This window comes from Rhodococcus sp. USK13 (assembly GCF_018343855.1).
Lineage (GTDB): Bacteria > Actinomycetota > Actinomycetes > Mycobacteriales > Mycobacteriaceae > Rhodococcus_F > Rhodococcus_F oxybenzonivorans.
Genome location: NZ_CP069242.1, coordinates 904,429 through 919,063, shown reverse-complemented (window position 1 = coordinate 919,063; position 14,635 = coordinate 904,429). Strand labels below are relative to the sequence as shown.

Annotated in this window: 12 protein-coding genes; 4 read left to right on the top strand and 8 right to left on the bottom strand. The window is 63.4% G+C overall.

From position 1 onward, the window contains the following. Positions 1-20 precede the first annotated feature (20 nt). Positions 21-1,454: a glucose-6-phosphate dehydrogenase gene (zwf, locus tag JQT59_RS07040; protein WP_249354559.1), complete on the top strand. Its 1,434-nt coding sequence runs from the start codon at positions 21-23 to the stop codon at positions 1,452-1,454. Between the two features lie 176 nt (positions 1,455-1,630). Here the strand turns inward: zwf and hxlA are convergent, their stop codons facing one another. Together hxlA and hxlB are read right to left on the bottom strand one after the other, a co-directional pair. Further along, a complete protein-coding gene (hxlA, locus tag JQT59_RS07035; RefSeq protein ID WP_109334663.1) occupies positions 1,631-2,260 on the bottom strand; it encodes a 3-hexulose-6-phosphate synthase in 630 nt (209 codons plus the stop codon). 47 nt (positions 2,261-2,307) lie between these two features. Continuing rightward, entirely contained in the window at positions 2,308-2,889 is a 582-nt protein-coding gene (gene hxlB, locus JQT59_RS07030) for a 6-phospho-3-hexuloisomerase (protein ID WP_213575519.1), read from the bottom strand. Between the two features lie 190 nt (positions 2,890-3,079). Between hxlB and JQT59_RS07025 the strand changes: the two genes are divergently transcribed. Continuing rightward, positions 3,080-4,300: a LuxR C-terminal-related transcriptional regulator gene (locus tag JQT59_RS07025; RefSeq protein ID WP_213577475.1), complete on the top strand. Its 1,221-nt coding sequence runs from the start codon at positions 3,080-3,082 to the stop codon at positions 4,298-4,300. A gap of 296 nt (positions 4,301-4,596) precedes the next feature. Here the strand turns inward: JQT59_RS07025 and zigA are convergent, their stop codons facing one another. The 5 genes from zigA to JQT59_RS07000 all read right to left on the bottom strand — a co-directional run bounded on the left by zigA (position 4,597) and on the right by JQT59_RS07000 (position 10,150). Beyond that, a complete protein-coding gene (gene zigA, locus JQT59_RS07020; protein ID WP_213575518.1) occupies positions 4,597-5,808 on the bottom strand; it encodes a zinc metallochaperone GTPase ZigA in 1,212 nt (403 codons plus the stop codon). Positions 5,809-5,907: 99 nt separating this feature from the next. Continuing rightward, a complete protein-coding gene (gene nthB / locus JQT59_RS07015) occupies positions 5,908-6,546 on the bottom strand; it encodes a nitrile hydratase subunit beta (RefSeq protein ID WP_213575517.1) in 639 nt (212 codons plus the stop codon). Between the two features lie 26 nt (positions 6,547-6,572). Continuing rightward, entirely contained in the window at positions 6,573-7,196 is a 624-nt protein-coding gene (nthA, locus tag JQT59_RS07010; RefSeq protein ID WP_213575516.1) for a nitrile hydratase subunit alpha, read from the bottom strand. A gap of 74 nt (positions 7,197-7,270) precedes the next feature. Further along, the gene (gene oxdA, locus JQT59_RS07005; RefSeq protein ID WP_213575515.1) at positions 7,271-8,338 is read right to left on the bottom strand and encodes an aliphatic aldoxime dehydratase; all 1,068 of its coding nucleotides are present in this window, start codon (positions 8,336-8,338) and stop codon (positions 7,271-7,273) included. A 258-nt stretch (positions 8,339-8,596) separates the two neighbouring features. After that, on the bottom strand, positions 8,597-10,150 hold the full coding sequence (locus JQT59_RS07000) for an amidase (protein ID WP_213575514.1): 1,554 nt from the start codon (positions 10,148-10,150) through the stop codon (positions 8,597-8,599). 717 nt (positions 10,151-10,867) lie between these two features. Here JQT59_RS07000 and JQT59_RS06995 point away from each other — a divergent pair. Together JQT59_RS06995 and JQT59_RS06990 are read left to right on the top strand one after the other, a co-directional pair. Continuing rightward, the gene (locus tag JQT59_RS06995) at positions 10,868-11,911 is read left to right on the top strand and encodes an AraC-like ligand-binding domain-containing protein (RefSeq protein WP_213575513.1); all 1,044 of its coding nucleotides are present in this window, start codon (positions 10,868-10,870) and stop codon (positions 11,909-11,911) included. A 201-nt stretch (positions 11,912-12,112) separates the two neighbouring features. Next, complete coding sequence (locus JQT59_RS06990) at positions 12,113-12,328, top strand: hypothetical protein (protein WP_213575512.1); 216 nt, start codon at positions 12,113-12,115, stop codon at positions 12,326-12,328. A gap of 602 nt (positions 12,329-12,930) precedes the next feature. Here the strand turns inward: JQT59_RS06990 and JQT59_RS06985 are convergent. Further along, positions 12,931-14,373, bottom strand: coding sequence for an MFS transporter (locus tag JQT59_RS06985; protein ID WP_249354188.1), 1,443 nt, complete (start codon positions 14,371-14,373; stop codon positions 12,931-12,933). Positions 14,374-14,635 lie beyond the last annotated feature (262 nt).

The following is a 14,635-nucleotide window of genomic DNA, read 5'->3' as shown; positions in this document are numbered from 1 at the left end:
AGGTCGCAGAGCCGGCGTCGATGGTGATCTTTGGGGTCACCGGTGATCTCTCCCGCAAGAAGCTGATACCGGCCATCTACGACCTCGCGCACAGTGGTCAGCTGCCGCCGGACTTCGATCTCGTCGGCTTTGCTCGCGACAGTACAGACTTCGATTCCCGGTTGCGGGATGCTGTGATCGCGCACGCGCGCACACCATTCGATCCTGCGGTGTGGGCGGGGCTCTCCGAGCGCATCCACCTCGTACAGGGGTCGTTCGACGACACCGCGGCGTTCGCCCGGCTCGCCGCCCGGCTGGCCGAGCTCGATGTCCGCCGCGGCAAGCCCGGCAATTACGTCTTCTACCTGTCCATCCCGCCCTCGGCGTTCGAGCCGGTATGCGACCAACTTGCGATCACCGGACTGAACCGGACTGCGCACGACTGGCGCCGGGTGGTGGTGGAGAAACCGTTCGGGCACGACCTGGCCAGCTCACAGGCCCTCGGTGCCGCACTGGAGAAGGTGTTTCCGCCGTCGTCGATCTACCGCATCGACCACTACCTGGGAAAGGAGACGGTGCAGAACATTCTCGCTTTACGCTTCGCGAACGGGATGTTCGAGCCGTTGTGGAACAATCGGCACATCGACCATGTGCAGATCACCATGGCCGAGAGTGTCGGAGTGACTGGACGTGCCGGGTACTACGACGGTGTCGGTGCCGCCCGCGATGTCATCCAGAATCACCTGCTGCAACTCTTGGCGTTGATCGCGATGGAAGAACCGGTCGCGTTCGACGCCGACAGCATCGCCGCCGAGAAGATCAAGGTCCTCTCTGCCACCGAGCTCCTCGGCCCACTGTCGGAGACGTCGGCCCGCGGCCAGTACGGTGCGGGTATCGAGAACGGTGTTCCCGTAGCAGGATTGGCTGACGAGACTGGGTTCCCCGCCGACTCGGCGACCGAAACCTTCGCGGCACTGACGGTCGGTGTCGCGACCCGCCGATGGGCCGGCGTTCCGTTCTTCATCCGTACCGGAAAACGCCTCGCTCGGAGGACGACTGAGATCGCAGTGACCTTCAGACCGCCCGCTCACGGTTCGCCGGCCGCGCGAGCTGCTGCGGTGTCCAATGTGCTCGTCTTCCGGGTACAACCGGACGACGGCATCGAGCTCCACATCGGCGCCAAGCGCCCGGGCGGTGGCATGCACATTCAGCCGGTCAGCCTCGGGATGGATTTCCGGTCGGTGTTCGACCCGTCCCCGGAGGCCTACGAGCGGCTGATCTGTGACGTGCTGCGTGGAGACGCCACGCTCTTTCCTCGCCGGGAAGAGGTCGAATGGTCTTGGCGGGTCGTCGATCCCCTTCTCGACTACTGGGCACGTGTCGGTCGGCCGGACAACTATCCCTCCGGAACGTCCGGCCCGGAGTCGGCGGATCGGATGCTCAGCCGGTCCGGCCGTGCGTGGCGGTCACTCTGACCCGATAGGGCAGGGAGGTTCGGCGAGGTGGGACCGATCGAGGGGTTCGGTCCCACCTCGCTCGCGGACAGAAGCTGATCCAGTCTTGGACACAGGCACACTGCAGCCGACACCGCACCGTCGATAGCGAAGGGCCCCGAACACAATTCGTGTTCGGGGCCTTCGCGACTGGATGACTACTTGGTGAGGGCGTCCTTGAGTGCCTTCGCGGCAGCAGCCGGGTCCTCGGCACTGTAGATGGCGCCACCGGCGACGGCGACGTCGGCACCGGCGTCACGGACGGCGGCGATGGTGTCGACCTTCACGCCACCGGCGACGGAGAACGGGACACCGGCGATCTTGCCGTCGTCGAGAAGGGTCTGGATGGAGTATCCGGGCTGGGCCTGCTCGTCGAGACCGGCGTGGATTTCGACGAACGCGACACCGAGCTTGGCGATCTCGCGGGCGCGCTCGACACGGTTCTCGACGCCGATCAGGTCCGCGACGACCTTCTTTCCGTGCTTCTGACCCGCTTCGACCGCACCCTTGATGGTGGCATCACCGGCGGCACCGAGGACGGTGACCAGGTCGGCGCCGGCGGAGAACGCCAGGTCTGCCTCGAGGAAGCCGGCGTCGGCGGTCTTGAGGTCGGCGAAGACCTCCTTGTCCGGGTGCGCCGCCTTGATCGCGCTGATGGCACTGAGGCCGGCGCTCTTGATCAGCGGGGTGCCGAGTTCGATGATGTCGACGTACGGGGCCACCTTGTGGGTCAGCGCCAGCGCATCAGCAGTGGTGAGCAGATCGACTGCAACCTGCAGCTTCGTCATGTGTTTCTCCTGGTATCTATCTTCGGGGGGGTCTTGGGGGTTTCGGGTCAGCCGATGTTGGCGTGGCGTTCCCACAACCGCTCGGCGGTCTGGTCTTCGTTGTCCCACAGCGCCTGGAACAGCGCGTCGAACGCGAGGAGCACGGACTGCTCGAACAGGCTGCCCGCGTATTGGCGGGTGATGGTCGCGCTGTGGTCCTCCTTGTCGGCCGCCGGCAAGACCAGCACCTCGTCGGCACGCCGGGCGAGCGGCGAGTCGGATGCGGTGGTGACGGCCAGGATCGAGGCCCCGACCTTCTTCGCGGTGTCGGCGGCGCCGACCACCGATGCGGTAGAACCCGACCCGGACACGGCGATGAGTACGTCGCCGTCGCCGACCGCGGGGGCGGTGACCTCACCGGCGACGTGCACGCGCAGGCCGAGGTGCATCAGCCGCATGGCTGCCATCTGAACGGCCAGGCCGCTGCGTCCGTTGCCGATCACGAACACCGCCCGAGCGGAGGTGATCAGCGCGCCCGCGCGGTCCCATTGTTCGGCGGCAACGGAATTGAGCAGCCGCTCGTTCTCGTCGAGCACGATGCGGCGCCCGTCACTGAACCGTGTGCGTGTCTGCTCGACGGTGACGGTCATGATCCTCCTCGGTGATAGCCGATCTGTGGTGAACTCGACACTGCCAACTACCGCCTGCTTCGACACCCGGCCGCTCGGCGGGTTCGGGCTGGCCGATTGGCCAGTGCCCACCCGTCCCTACCGGCGATACGGTGGATGCGTGTTAAGCACGGAGGACTCTGTTCGGTTGCAGGTCGACCCCTGGGTGGAGATGCGGAAGGTGATCACGGGACCGCTCCCGGACATCGCGACGCGCTTCTCCCTGTTCCTCGGCCAGTTGTGGCCGCATGATGCCCTGGTCATCTTCACCCCGGAGTGCACCGGGCGTCCCCGCAAAGTAGCCGGTAAGCGCGAAATCGTCGACCGGGTCACCATCGACGAACTCGACGAGATCAAGCAATCCCTCGAACCGGGTGGCGTTTACGACGGCGTCGCCATGCTGGCCGGCGTCCGCCGCCGAGTGTGGGCCATCCGCGACGTCTGCGACACCCTGCTGGTCCTGGTTCCGCGGCCGTCTCAGACGGGTGGACCCGACCCCGATGAGGTCGCCGCCGTGTTCGGGATCGTCGCCACGTCCATCCAGCACCAGGTGGCGCAGGCCAGCCCCGACTATCTCGCCGAGTCACGGGCCGCGTCGAGTGAACGTGCCCGCACCATCGCCGAATTAACCGAGGTTCACGAGGCGACCCTCTCCTCGATTCTCGGAACCCTGCGCTCGAACGATCTCGACGACCGCCGCTCGCGGATCACAGGCAGCGAAACAGCCTCGGCCGCATTGATCGCACTGCGGTCCGCAAGTGCCGCCGACCGTGCCCTGTCCGAGGAAGCGGTCACCACCGCATTCGCCAGGCTCCAAGGGGAATTACGACCACTGCTCAAGCACCGCGAGGTCGACGTCGACTACATCGAACCGCCGGCCGACGGTCGTCCACTCCCCGGAGAGGTGGCACACGCGGCGCGGGCGATGGTCCGGGCCATCGTCCTGGCATTCCTCGCCCAGCCGGTGCTCACCAAAATGCGGATCGCCTGGGATTGCGACGGCGACAACGTGCTGATCGAAGCCCGCGACCAGGGTCCCGGCAACATCGACCGCAACGCCCTCACACGGCAGCTGTCCGGGCGCCTGAATACCTTGCGCGGGAGGATCGACATCGAATCCATCCCCGCGTGGGGGAGCAGGGTGACGCTCACCATTCCGTTGGACCCACCCGCCGCCCGACCCGACGAGCACCTGCTCTCCACCCTGAACCCGCGCGAACTCGAAGTCCTCGCCCACCTCGCAATGGGCAAACGCAACCGCACCATCGCCGAGGAACTCGGAATCAGCCAGAGCACCATCAAGTTCCACGTCGCCAACGTGCTCGAGAAGCTCGACGTCGCCAACCGTGGAGAGGCCGGGGCAATTGCAGTGCGGGCCGGCATCGTGCCGTAGACCCAGTGCTTGGCCGGCGTAATCAGGGCCATAGTGTTCTCGCTCGAGAAGCCGACGGTGGCATCAGGCCACGACGAATGATCGAGTGTCATCTCATGAACGGCTCGGCCGCGCTGAGTGGGAGGAGTTGGTCCCGGCTTTAGTGGGTCATTGTCTCACGCCGATCGGTCCGGTGAAAACCGAGAAGCGACCCCTGGTGGCCTGAATGTCAGTGGGAGGAAGGTTCGCGCGGGTTCCTAACCAGGTGATCGGTTGGCATTTGGTGCCATCGAGACGACGGAGGTCATGGCGCTTGTTCAGGCAAACGTGCGGGTGACCTGGTCGGTAAGATTGTCGCCGAGTGGGTCGGGCCATGTTGTCCAGATGTCGGGGCCGAGTTCGATCTCGGCGGTGGTCAACAGACACGCGTCGAGCTGGTCGCGCAATGCGTCGGGGTCGATTCCTTGGCCGATGAAGACCAGTTCTTGGCGGCAGTCACCAACGGGTTCTTCCCATTTGTCCAGTATTCCCGCGCGGCGATACTCGTCGTCAGGCCAGTAGCCCTGCGGCACGAACTTCCACCAGCGTCCAATGTAGCCATGTCGGATCAGGTGGCCGGCTTGGGAGATACTGCCGATCTCGGTGAATCGGCTCGCGTTCCAGAAGTAGCCTTTGGCTCTCAGGAGACGTCCATTGCCCCATTCGCCGGTGAGGAACTGGTGCAGCCGCCCGGGGTGGAAGGGGGCGCGTTCTCGGTAGACCACGGAGCTGATTCCGTATTCCTCTGTCTCGGGGGTGTGTTCTCCCTGGAGTTCTTGGAGCCATCCGGGCGCCTGGGCGGCCTTCTCCAAGGAGAACAGGCCGGTGTCCAATATGGTTTCGAGCGGGATCAGGCCGTGGGACATCGACTTTATGCGGGCATTGGGGTTGAGTGAGCGCAGGACCGCGGTCAGTTCGGTCAGGTGCTCTGCTGTGACGAGGTCGGACTTGCTGACCAAGATGACATCAGCGAACTCGATCTGATCGACCAGCAGGTCGGAGATGTCGCGTTCGTCGTCTGGTGCGTCGGCCTCGATGCGGCCACCGGTCTGGTAGTCGTGAAGGAAGCTGTGGGCATCGACGACGGTCACCATGGTGTCCAGGCGGGCGATATCTGCCAGAGCGTGTCCGTCGGTGTCGATGAAGGTGAACGTTTCAGCGACCGGTAGCGGCTCGGAGATACCGGACGATTCGATCAAAAGGTAGTCGAATCGTCCATCGGCGGCCAGTGCACTGATTTCCGCGAGAAGGTCTTCGCGCAGAGTGCAGCAGATGCAGCCGTTGGTCATCTCGACGAGTTTCTCTTGTGAGCGGCTCAGTGAGATCTCCCGTTCGACTTCGGCGCTGTCGATGTTGATCTCGCTCATGTCGTTGACGATGACGGCCACCCGCCGGCCCTCCCGGTTTCGCAGGACCTGGTTGAGAAGGGTGGTTTTTCCTGCACCCAGAAATCCTGACAGCACGGTGACAGGAAGTCGTGTGTCGGCCATTGTTTGGAGTCCTTCCGACGGTCGGGGAGATCCCGGCTAGGGAGGGCGTGGGCGGGAACGCGTACCCGCCCACGCCGTTGGTGACAGTGCGGCAGCGGGTCAGGCTGCCGGTTCGAGATATCCCTCGAATAGGTCGACTACGACGCTGCCGGCGTCGGTGTCGTCACCGAAGAGGTCTTCGGCCGCGAACTTGACGTGGTAGGTCGGTTCCTCGCCGGCGTCCGCGCGGCCGTGGCCGATGGCGTCGGGGAAGGGCCACTGGTCGCTGGTGCGGTGGGTGACGGTCCCGACCCGGCCGCGGCAGTAGGCCGGCATGCGGATGTGCCCTGGGACGTACTCGTCGCGCACCCGGACACGTTGCCCGACCTCGAAGGTGATGGTGTCGGTGCGTGCCGGACGTCCCTCCGACTCGGCCGGCCGGGACAGCGGGAACGGGCCCCCGGCGAGCGCTTCGAGTTCTTCGTGGGTGAGGATGCCTTTTTCGACCATGAGGGTGGCAACGCCGATGGCGTACCTCTCGTAATAGGGCGTCATCATGTAATGGCGGGGTTCCATCCGTTCGACGACGTAGCGGACCTCGTCGACACTGAAGGCCCCCAGCTCCGCCACTCCGAGGAAGAACAGGCTGTAGGGCAGGTGTTCCCAGTCGGCGTGGAAGGTGGGACCGATATCGGCGTTGACGGTGTGGGGCACCTTGCCGAACCCTTGAACACCGGCGAGATCGTGAACTCCATCCATGGGTTTAACTCCTTTGATTCGGTGGATCAGTTGGCCGGGACCTGCGGGACTGCGACCCCGATCAGGCAGTCCTTGGTGACGATCTGCTGCAGTTGCTCCTGGGTCCAGCCTTCGGTGCCGGCGGGCCGTTGGGGGAGCACGATGTAGCGGGTCTCGGCGGTGGTGTCGTACACCCGGATCTCGACATCGTCCGGAATGACGGTGCCCATCTCGGACAGCACCTTTCGCGGTTCACGGACGACGCGCGCACGATACTCGAAGCTCTTGTACCAGGTCGGCGGCAACCCGAGGATGGGCCAGGCGGTGCACGAGCAGAGGGAGCAGACGATCACGTTCTTGAGGGCGGGGGTGTCCTCGAGCGCGACGATGTATTCGCCCTGTGGTCCGAGGTAGCCGTACTGGTCCACGGCCGCGGTGCCGTCGGTGAGGAGCAGGTCGCGGAACTCCGGGTCGGTCCAGGCCCGCGCGACGAGTTCGGCACCGCGCTTCGGGCTGAAGTCCTCCTCGAAGGTCTTCTTCCACCCTTCGGTGTAACCCTCGGGTACCAGGCCCTTTCCGTCGAGCGCACGGAACAGTGCCCACGCGCGATCAGACGCCGGGGCTTGAGCCGGTGCCGCGTTGTCTGGTGTGTGTTCGATCGTTGAGGTCATTTTTTTCACTTTCTGTAGGGGACTGGTACGTACGAAGTGGGACATTGATGTGTCAGGACGCGCTATGGAGTAGGTCAGCTCTTCGAGGTGCCCACTGATTGCGCATCGCGCAGCATGCCGGTCCCGGGATGGCAGTTGATGTACTCGTACAGTTGGTCGCGTGCGTCTGACACCGATACCTCGTGATACAGACGCAACTTCGACAAACCCTCGGCGACTCGGAAAAAGGTAGTGAAGATTCGCAGATGGGTGGGATGGGATTCTGCCCAACGCTCCAGTTGGTCGAGCGAAGCCCAGTGCCCGATGTTATAGCTCAAATCAAGGAAGTTCCCCTCCACATCGATATTGCGTACGAACCTATTGCTGTAACAGCCGACCGTCTCACCGTTGTCGCGGAGAAAATCCATGCCCTCCTGCAATGTTGGGAGGATGTCGTCGAGATACAGGGAGCGTTCTTCTGATTCGGCATCCTTCCAATCCTGACCGGAGCGAATCAACGCGATGTTGTCGTGGCCCTGGATAATTACCCGACCACCAACGGCAGGATCACCACTGATCACCCGCAATCCGCCCGAAGGCTGCATCCAATCAGTTTGGGACAGCGGGAAACGTTCGCGCATCGAACCCCAGTACCCGTGCTCGTTGATGTCGCCGCTGATCCCGTCCATCACCGCGCCGATACCAGGAAGGTCTTCCTGGAAGGCGTACAAAGTTTCGAATTGCTCGGCCCGGGGGGCGACGATCTCGCGGAAGTAGCCGAGTCCCTCGGACAGTCGTTCGTCCGATGTCCACCAGTCGGACACGACGGAGGTGCTTATCCAACGGGTGTAGGAGGCAACATCTTTCCAGTATCCCACCACCATCAGGTTCTCGTAGCCCTCGTTGTCCTCATGGTGGGTCAGATCGTGGTGCAGAGGTCCGTCCTCCATATCGAAGCTGGCGACGATGCCGCGCATTGCCGCAAGAGCGGCCGTCCGGAGCTCGTCGCCGCGGAATTGCACGCCCAGATACGCCATCACCACCTGGCGGAGGGTTTCATCAGCGCGTCCTACCCACATGGGGAAGGGAGGTTGGTAGTCGTCGGGCACACGTCGATTCAACGTTCGCGGACATACGAGGTGGTCGCTGATTGCAGATTCCATAAGGACTCCTGTTTCATCGAGTTGGGGCTTCGAGAGAATCTCGGAAACTCGTATAGGTCAGAAGCTACCGTCCTCTAACGGTGTGAATTTGACCACGAGCGACTGATAGTTCGACGATGAGCGACAGTCAGTGAAGAAGCGCGAGAATTGCCGGAAACGGACCGGAATCGCGGCCTTCTCCAATTCGGCACGGAAGACAAGTTCGCCCGCTCCAGGACAAGGCCGAGCCCGTCCGTATCCTGAGGACGAATACTTCGTTTACGCAAAACTTCTTGCGGTCGCGGCGGCCGGTGGCGTGGGGAATACGCCGACAGCCTGTTCATAGGTGTGTGCCACGCGCAGAACCGTGGCATCGTCGAAACGCTTGCCGACGATCATCAAACCGGTCGGCAGGCCGCCGACCAGACCGGCTGGAACCGAACACGCCGGGTGCCCGGTGCCGTCGAAGGGGGCAGTATTGCCCACCATCGACAGCGCGACGTGCAGGTAATCGGCCAGGCCGGCATCGGCCGGGGGGATCTCTCGGGCCGTGTAGGGGACGGTGGGCATGACCAGGACGTCGTAGTACGCCAACGCGGCGTCGTACGCCGCGCGCAACTCGGGTACGAGTTGGCGCGCCATGGCGTAGTACTTCCCGCCGCCGACCTCGAAGGTATAGCGACCCGACAATCCCACCAGTTTCACGGTCTTGGACAGCTCGTGGCCGCGGTCGAGGCGCTGGGTGGCGAAGTGCGCGACCAACTCCGGATCGTAGAAGCCGTCGGCATTCATCCCGTACGCGTTGCCATCGAGCATCTGATAAGCGGCGCCCTCCGTCGCGATCACATTCCACACGTGCATGGCGTCGAGATGCCAAGGAATCGACACCTCCTCCGCCGCCAGTCCGGCACCGCGCAGGACATCGACCGCAGCCCGGACGGCCGAATCGACTTCCGGATCCGACACCGCTGTGCCGAACCCCTCGGTCACGACACCGACACGGAGCCCAGACGCCGATTGGGTGATCGCGGACAGGTAATCGACGACCTCGATTGTGGTCGGCTGGCGGGGATCGGCGCCATCGGGTCCTGCCAGCACACTGAGCATGACGGCCGCATCGGCAACGGTGCGGGTGATCGGGCCGAGGTGGTCGATGGTTCGCTCGATGGGAAACGCCCCGGTGTAGGGGACCAGTCCGTGCGTCGGCTTGTGACCGACGGTTCCGCAGAACGCTGCGGGGATCCGGATGGAGCCGCCCTGGTCGCCGCCGACGGCCATATCGACGTCTCCGTTCGCAACGAGTGCTCCACTGCCGCTGGAGGAGCCGCCGGAATTGCGTGTCGGGTCCCATGGGTTGCGGACCGGTGCGGGCTGTGATGTGAAACTGGCCCCGGAGAAACACAGGTCCTCGCACACTGCCTTACCGGTGATCGTCGCACCGGCATCGAGGAGCCGCCGGACCACCGTCGCATCGCGGCGAGGGATGAAACCCTCCACGGTGCGGGATCCGTTCATCATCGGGACACCGGCGACCGCGACATTGTCTTTGACTGCCACCGTCTTTCCGGACAGTGGGCCGTCCGGCGCGCCGGCGATCTCGGTGGTGACGTACCAGGCACCGAGACGGTTACGCTCCGGTGCGGCCGGCGCCCATTCCCGCTGCGGGGTCGGTGGGGCGGAGCGCCGATAGAGGTCCTCGACGGCGGTCGACGCACCGAGGGACGCTTCGACCGCAGGTGCAAATTCCTCGAGTTCCGAAGCGGACAGGCCGAACCGAAAGTGCCGATCAAGGGCGGTCAGACGTGCGGAATCGGGTGGGGGCAATGCAGACATGAAAACTGTGTCTCCTTCGGTTGAACCACGGCACACCCGCAGGGGCCTGGTCTGGACAGTCGAGAATCCTGTGCTGCTGGGGCAGTTGTTCGGCAGTGGCAGGGGTTCGGGTGATTTGGGCGACCTCGGGCCAATGGGGCATGGTCTACCGGCTGACCGTCGTTGCCACATTATTCGTAAGATGGGACCGTCCACGAGGCCGCGTACTCGCGAGCAGGCTTCAGGCGCCTCGGTGGCGATGAACCATCCGACGGTGCAGGCGCGGGCTTGACTTGTCCGTCCACGTTCACGCGGCCTCCAGCACACATCATTGTCAGTCCAGGAGGTCCCCTGAACACCCCGGCAATTTCCGGCGTACTCGAACGGTAGGCGCTTCAGGGGCGTGGCGTTTGACGCTGAGCGCCAGCCGCCTTTGCACGTTGCGACACTCGCGGGGGCCAATCACGTGATCGGGACTGGAGGACGTTCCAGCTCTATGCGGCCGAAGCGCCCGGGACCAGCCCGTAGCGTGCTAGTGAAGACGCATGAATTGTTCCGCGGCCCGGTCAGCGGATCGGGTCATAGCACCGCGCGTGGTGTTGCTGCTGTTCTTAACGCGCTGCCTGCTCCCCGCCGCCGGGTCGGTGGCATGCTTCTTCGGCGTAGGAAGTCCGCGCAGGTTGACATGTGATTTCATCGCTCTTAGCGTGGTGTTCGCGCGAGCAGAAGGAGCCGTTCATGTCGTCGTTGCCGCCGCCGGATGGTGACGTGGTGGACAATGACTGCCCGGAGTGCCGCCGCTCGGACGAGTCGATCAAGGTAGCGCCTGCTCCAGTCCCGTCGCCATCCCGCCAGGGCCGCGAAGTGGTGCGAACCACCGCGCTCGGCACCTGGATCGAAACGATCCGCGACACGTTCGTGGCACTGGACATCGCGCCGATCGAGCCAGAGAACTTCACCGGGGCGGTGCGCACCCGCCATTTCGCGCACCTGATGGCGGCCGACGTCACCGCCACATCCCAGGTCTTCCGCAGAACCGTCAGGCTTGCCAACCTCCATCCGCTCGAGTTGATGCAAATCGGCATGGTCGTCGCCGGTGAGGGACAGCTCACCCAGGACGGGCGCACGTGCACCCTCGGCCCGGGAGATTTCGCCCTCTACGAGACTTCGAGGCCATTCACCTGGAGTTTGCATCCGGAGTGGCACCTGCGCGTGTTCACTTGGCCACGGGCTTCGTTGTCGCTCACCGAGACTCAGTTGCAGGACTTGACAGCACGGACCGTACGGTCCACGTCCCCCGTAGGACAGTTGCTCTCACCGATGCTCTCCACCCTCCTGGCCGCCGATGGGGAGGTATCGTCCGCGGGTGCCATCGGCCTAGCCAGCGGGCTGGCGGACCTGGCCATCACGGCGGCCCAAGAGGAAGGTCAGTCCAAGGATCCGGATCCAGGTCTGCGGGACCTCTACGCGAGTATGGTGCGGCACATCGAACGCCACCTAGACGATCCGGATCTTTCCCCCAGCGGTATCGCCCAGGCTTTCTTCGTCTCCACTCGTACCGTTCACAGAGTGTTCGCACGCTTCGACGCAACCGCTGCCGCCACGATTCGCGAGCACCGGCTCGAGGCTTGTCGTCGCGCGATGATGGTTCCACGCAACAGGTCCCGATCCTTGACCGACATCGCCACACAGTTCGGATTCGTCGATCTGTCGGTCTTCAGCAGGGCATTCACGGCGACCTACGGCATCAGTCCGAGCCGCTACCGCGAACAACATCGATGAATCGTGGACCGAAATACTCGATCAGAGCCGGTTCGACTGTGCAGCAACAAGAGACGTGGTTGAACTACTGAGCGCGAACCCACTCGCGGTCGTTCCGCCAGTTGTGGGGCTGAGCACACCGATGCCGTCGGTGTCCATCTCGAACACCTTCTTCGATTTACACCCCGTTGGGTCGACCTGCAACGCGACCTGTGGATCCTCGTGTTCGCCACCCATCCGGACTACGCGATCACACTGTTTCACGACCAAGCCGACATTCTTGCCGACCCGCTGCTGCGGCAGCTTTTCCGCGACTACGACCACGCGTACGACCTCGACGCCGATGATCCCCGTATCGACGACCTCGCGCGCCGGATCGTGGCAGCGACTCGACACCCTCATATGCGCACAACTGGACCCGTGACTCGGCGCGACTGACAACGTGCATCCGTCAGCGCGCGCCGCGGAAGGTTGGGGCCTGGCCGGATGTGAAGGAAGCCACGAGAACGATGTCGTTGTCGTTGCCGAGTCGGCTGTGTCAGGTCATCGATCGACCTGAGGGGGCGAATACGGATAGGTGTCGGCGAGCTCTCTGACAGTTTCGGCATCGAGGCCGGCCTCGACGACGAAGTGGTGAAGCATCTGTACGAAGCGAGTACGTGTCATGCCGAAGCTGACGAAGATGTCCTCGTCAGTCGCGCCGCCGTAGGGAATCCACGCTCGAGCGAATTCGATGAATCGAGCGGCTTCTCCCCGGGACTTGTACTCCGTCTGTATCTGTCGCCCGGTGTGTTTGGTCCGGCGTAATTTCCGATACTCGCGCGTGTAGGTTTCGACGCCCGTAGAGTCTGCGCCGTTCTTTGTCGGCTTCAATGGACAGCTTTCTGGCATCCGCTTTTAACCGGGCGGTCTGTTTGTTGATGTGGTCACCCGTGCAGGTGCGGCAGTCAGCGGAATGGCGGACTGACCGGCGACTGCCGCACCCGAATTTCGACGACGTCGAGCCGACGACTACTTCTGACTAACCGGGCGGGGTCAGGTCAGTCTGTCGAAACCCTGGTGGTGACCAGTGGTTCTGCTCCTTGTGCCGAAGTTGTCACTTTCCGTGGCAAAAGCAAGCAGCTGACGGCAACCAGGGCTGTGACGACGATGCCCATCACGAACACGATCGTGAAGGAAGTCCAGGTCGGCGCAGCCGTACTGGTGCCGGTGGTGAGGATGCTTCCCGAAAGTTGGACGCCGAGTGTGCCACCGACTGCCTTGACGACAAACGCGAGACCGCTGAACGCCCCGATCCGGCTGACCGGAGACGTCAACGCCACTGTGTTCATTGCCTGCGTCAGTGTGATCCCACCCGAAGCGCCAATGAGGATGGTCGCTCCCATGACCATGAGGAAATGTCCGTTTGCAGTGAGAAGAAGGACGAACGACGCCCCAGCCAGAATGACACCAGTGAGCATGGTGGTTCGTCCACCGACCCGAAGATCGAGCCAACCTGTCAGCGGTGCTACAACGGCACCGGCCAAGCCGAGGGGGAGCAGGAGAAGGCTCGTCGTGAACTCGGAGGCGCCGAGACCGAACCCTGTGTCGGTCGGTTGCTGCACCAGCATGGGTACCGCCAGAAACAGTGCATTTGTAGCGAACCCGCACAGCAGATACACGAGGCAGCTCACTGCAAGTGGCCGCGTCGCAAGCAAGCGCACGTCGATGAGCGGCTCGGACGAACGGAGCTCGAGGACGACGAAGGTTGTCAACAGCGCAACGCATGCGAGCACTGTTGCTCCGAACTCGACAGAGAGCCAACCCCACTCGGGCGCCTTGGTGATTCCGATGAGAATGACGGCCATTCCGCTGCCGAGGAAAGCGGCACCCGTGTAGTCGACGCGGCCGTGATTGGCAGGTGGACACGATGGGACCAGGCGCCATGCGGCGACGAAGATGATGGTGATGATCACGAAGGGGACCGAGAACAACCAACGCCAGGGGAGAACGCTCACGAGCAGCCCAGAGCCGACGAGCGCAAACGCCGTCCCGGCGTAGATGAAGGCAATGACCGAACCATTGCCCGACTTGATCCGGGCTTCGGTCTGAGTATCGCGAATAATTCCGAAGGCAAGGGGGACCACCGCAAGGCCAACACCCTGCAGGAGCTGTCCCAAGGTAAGCATCAAGATCGAGTTCGAAAGACCCGAGACTGCGGTTCCGGTTGCGACGATTGCCAGTACGGCAAGGAGGATCGACTTCTTGTCGCGAATGTCAGACAGGCGGCCGATCAACGGGGTGGCCACCGCACCCGTGAGCAGCACACCGGTGATTACCCACGCGATCTGTGCTTCTGTTGCGCCGAGGGACTCTTGAATCAGCGGCAGAGCAGGGGAAAGGATCGATTCGAGACCCTTGTAGGCGAATACTGAGGCAACAACGACCGCAAGCGTCAGCGTTGGATTGACGCGGCGCCCCTGCGATCTTTCGGATAATGTCACTTCTGGTCCTCCGGAGAGATGATGGTGATTGCCGTCGATTGCACCCGACTGAACTTCACTGATCATCTGGTTTCTGTTGCGTAGCGCGACTCCTTGGTTTCCGGCGAGCAGGGTTGGTCGGGACCGGAGCTGATCGGGCAGCCATGCCCGTCAGCTCGGGCGTGCGAGACCGTGGTGATCCGCGACACACAGAGACAGTATTCCTGGTTGGAGCAATGACAAATGTCCGCCGGAGACACACTGCCCTCGACTTTGTGTCCCC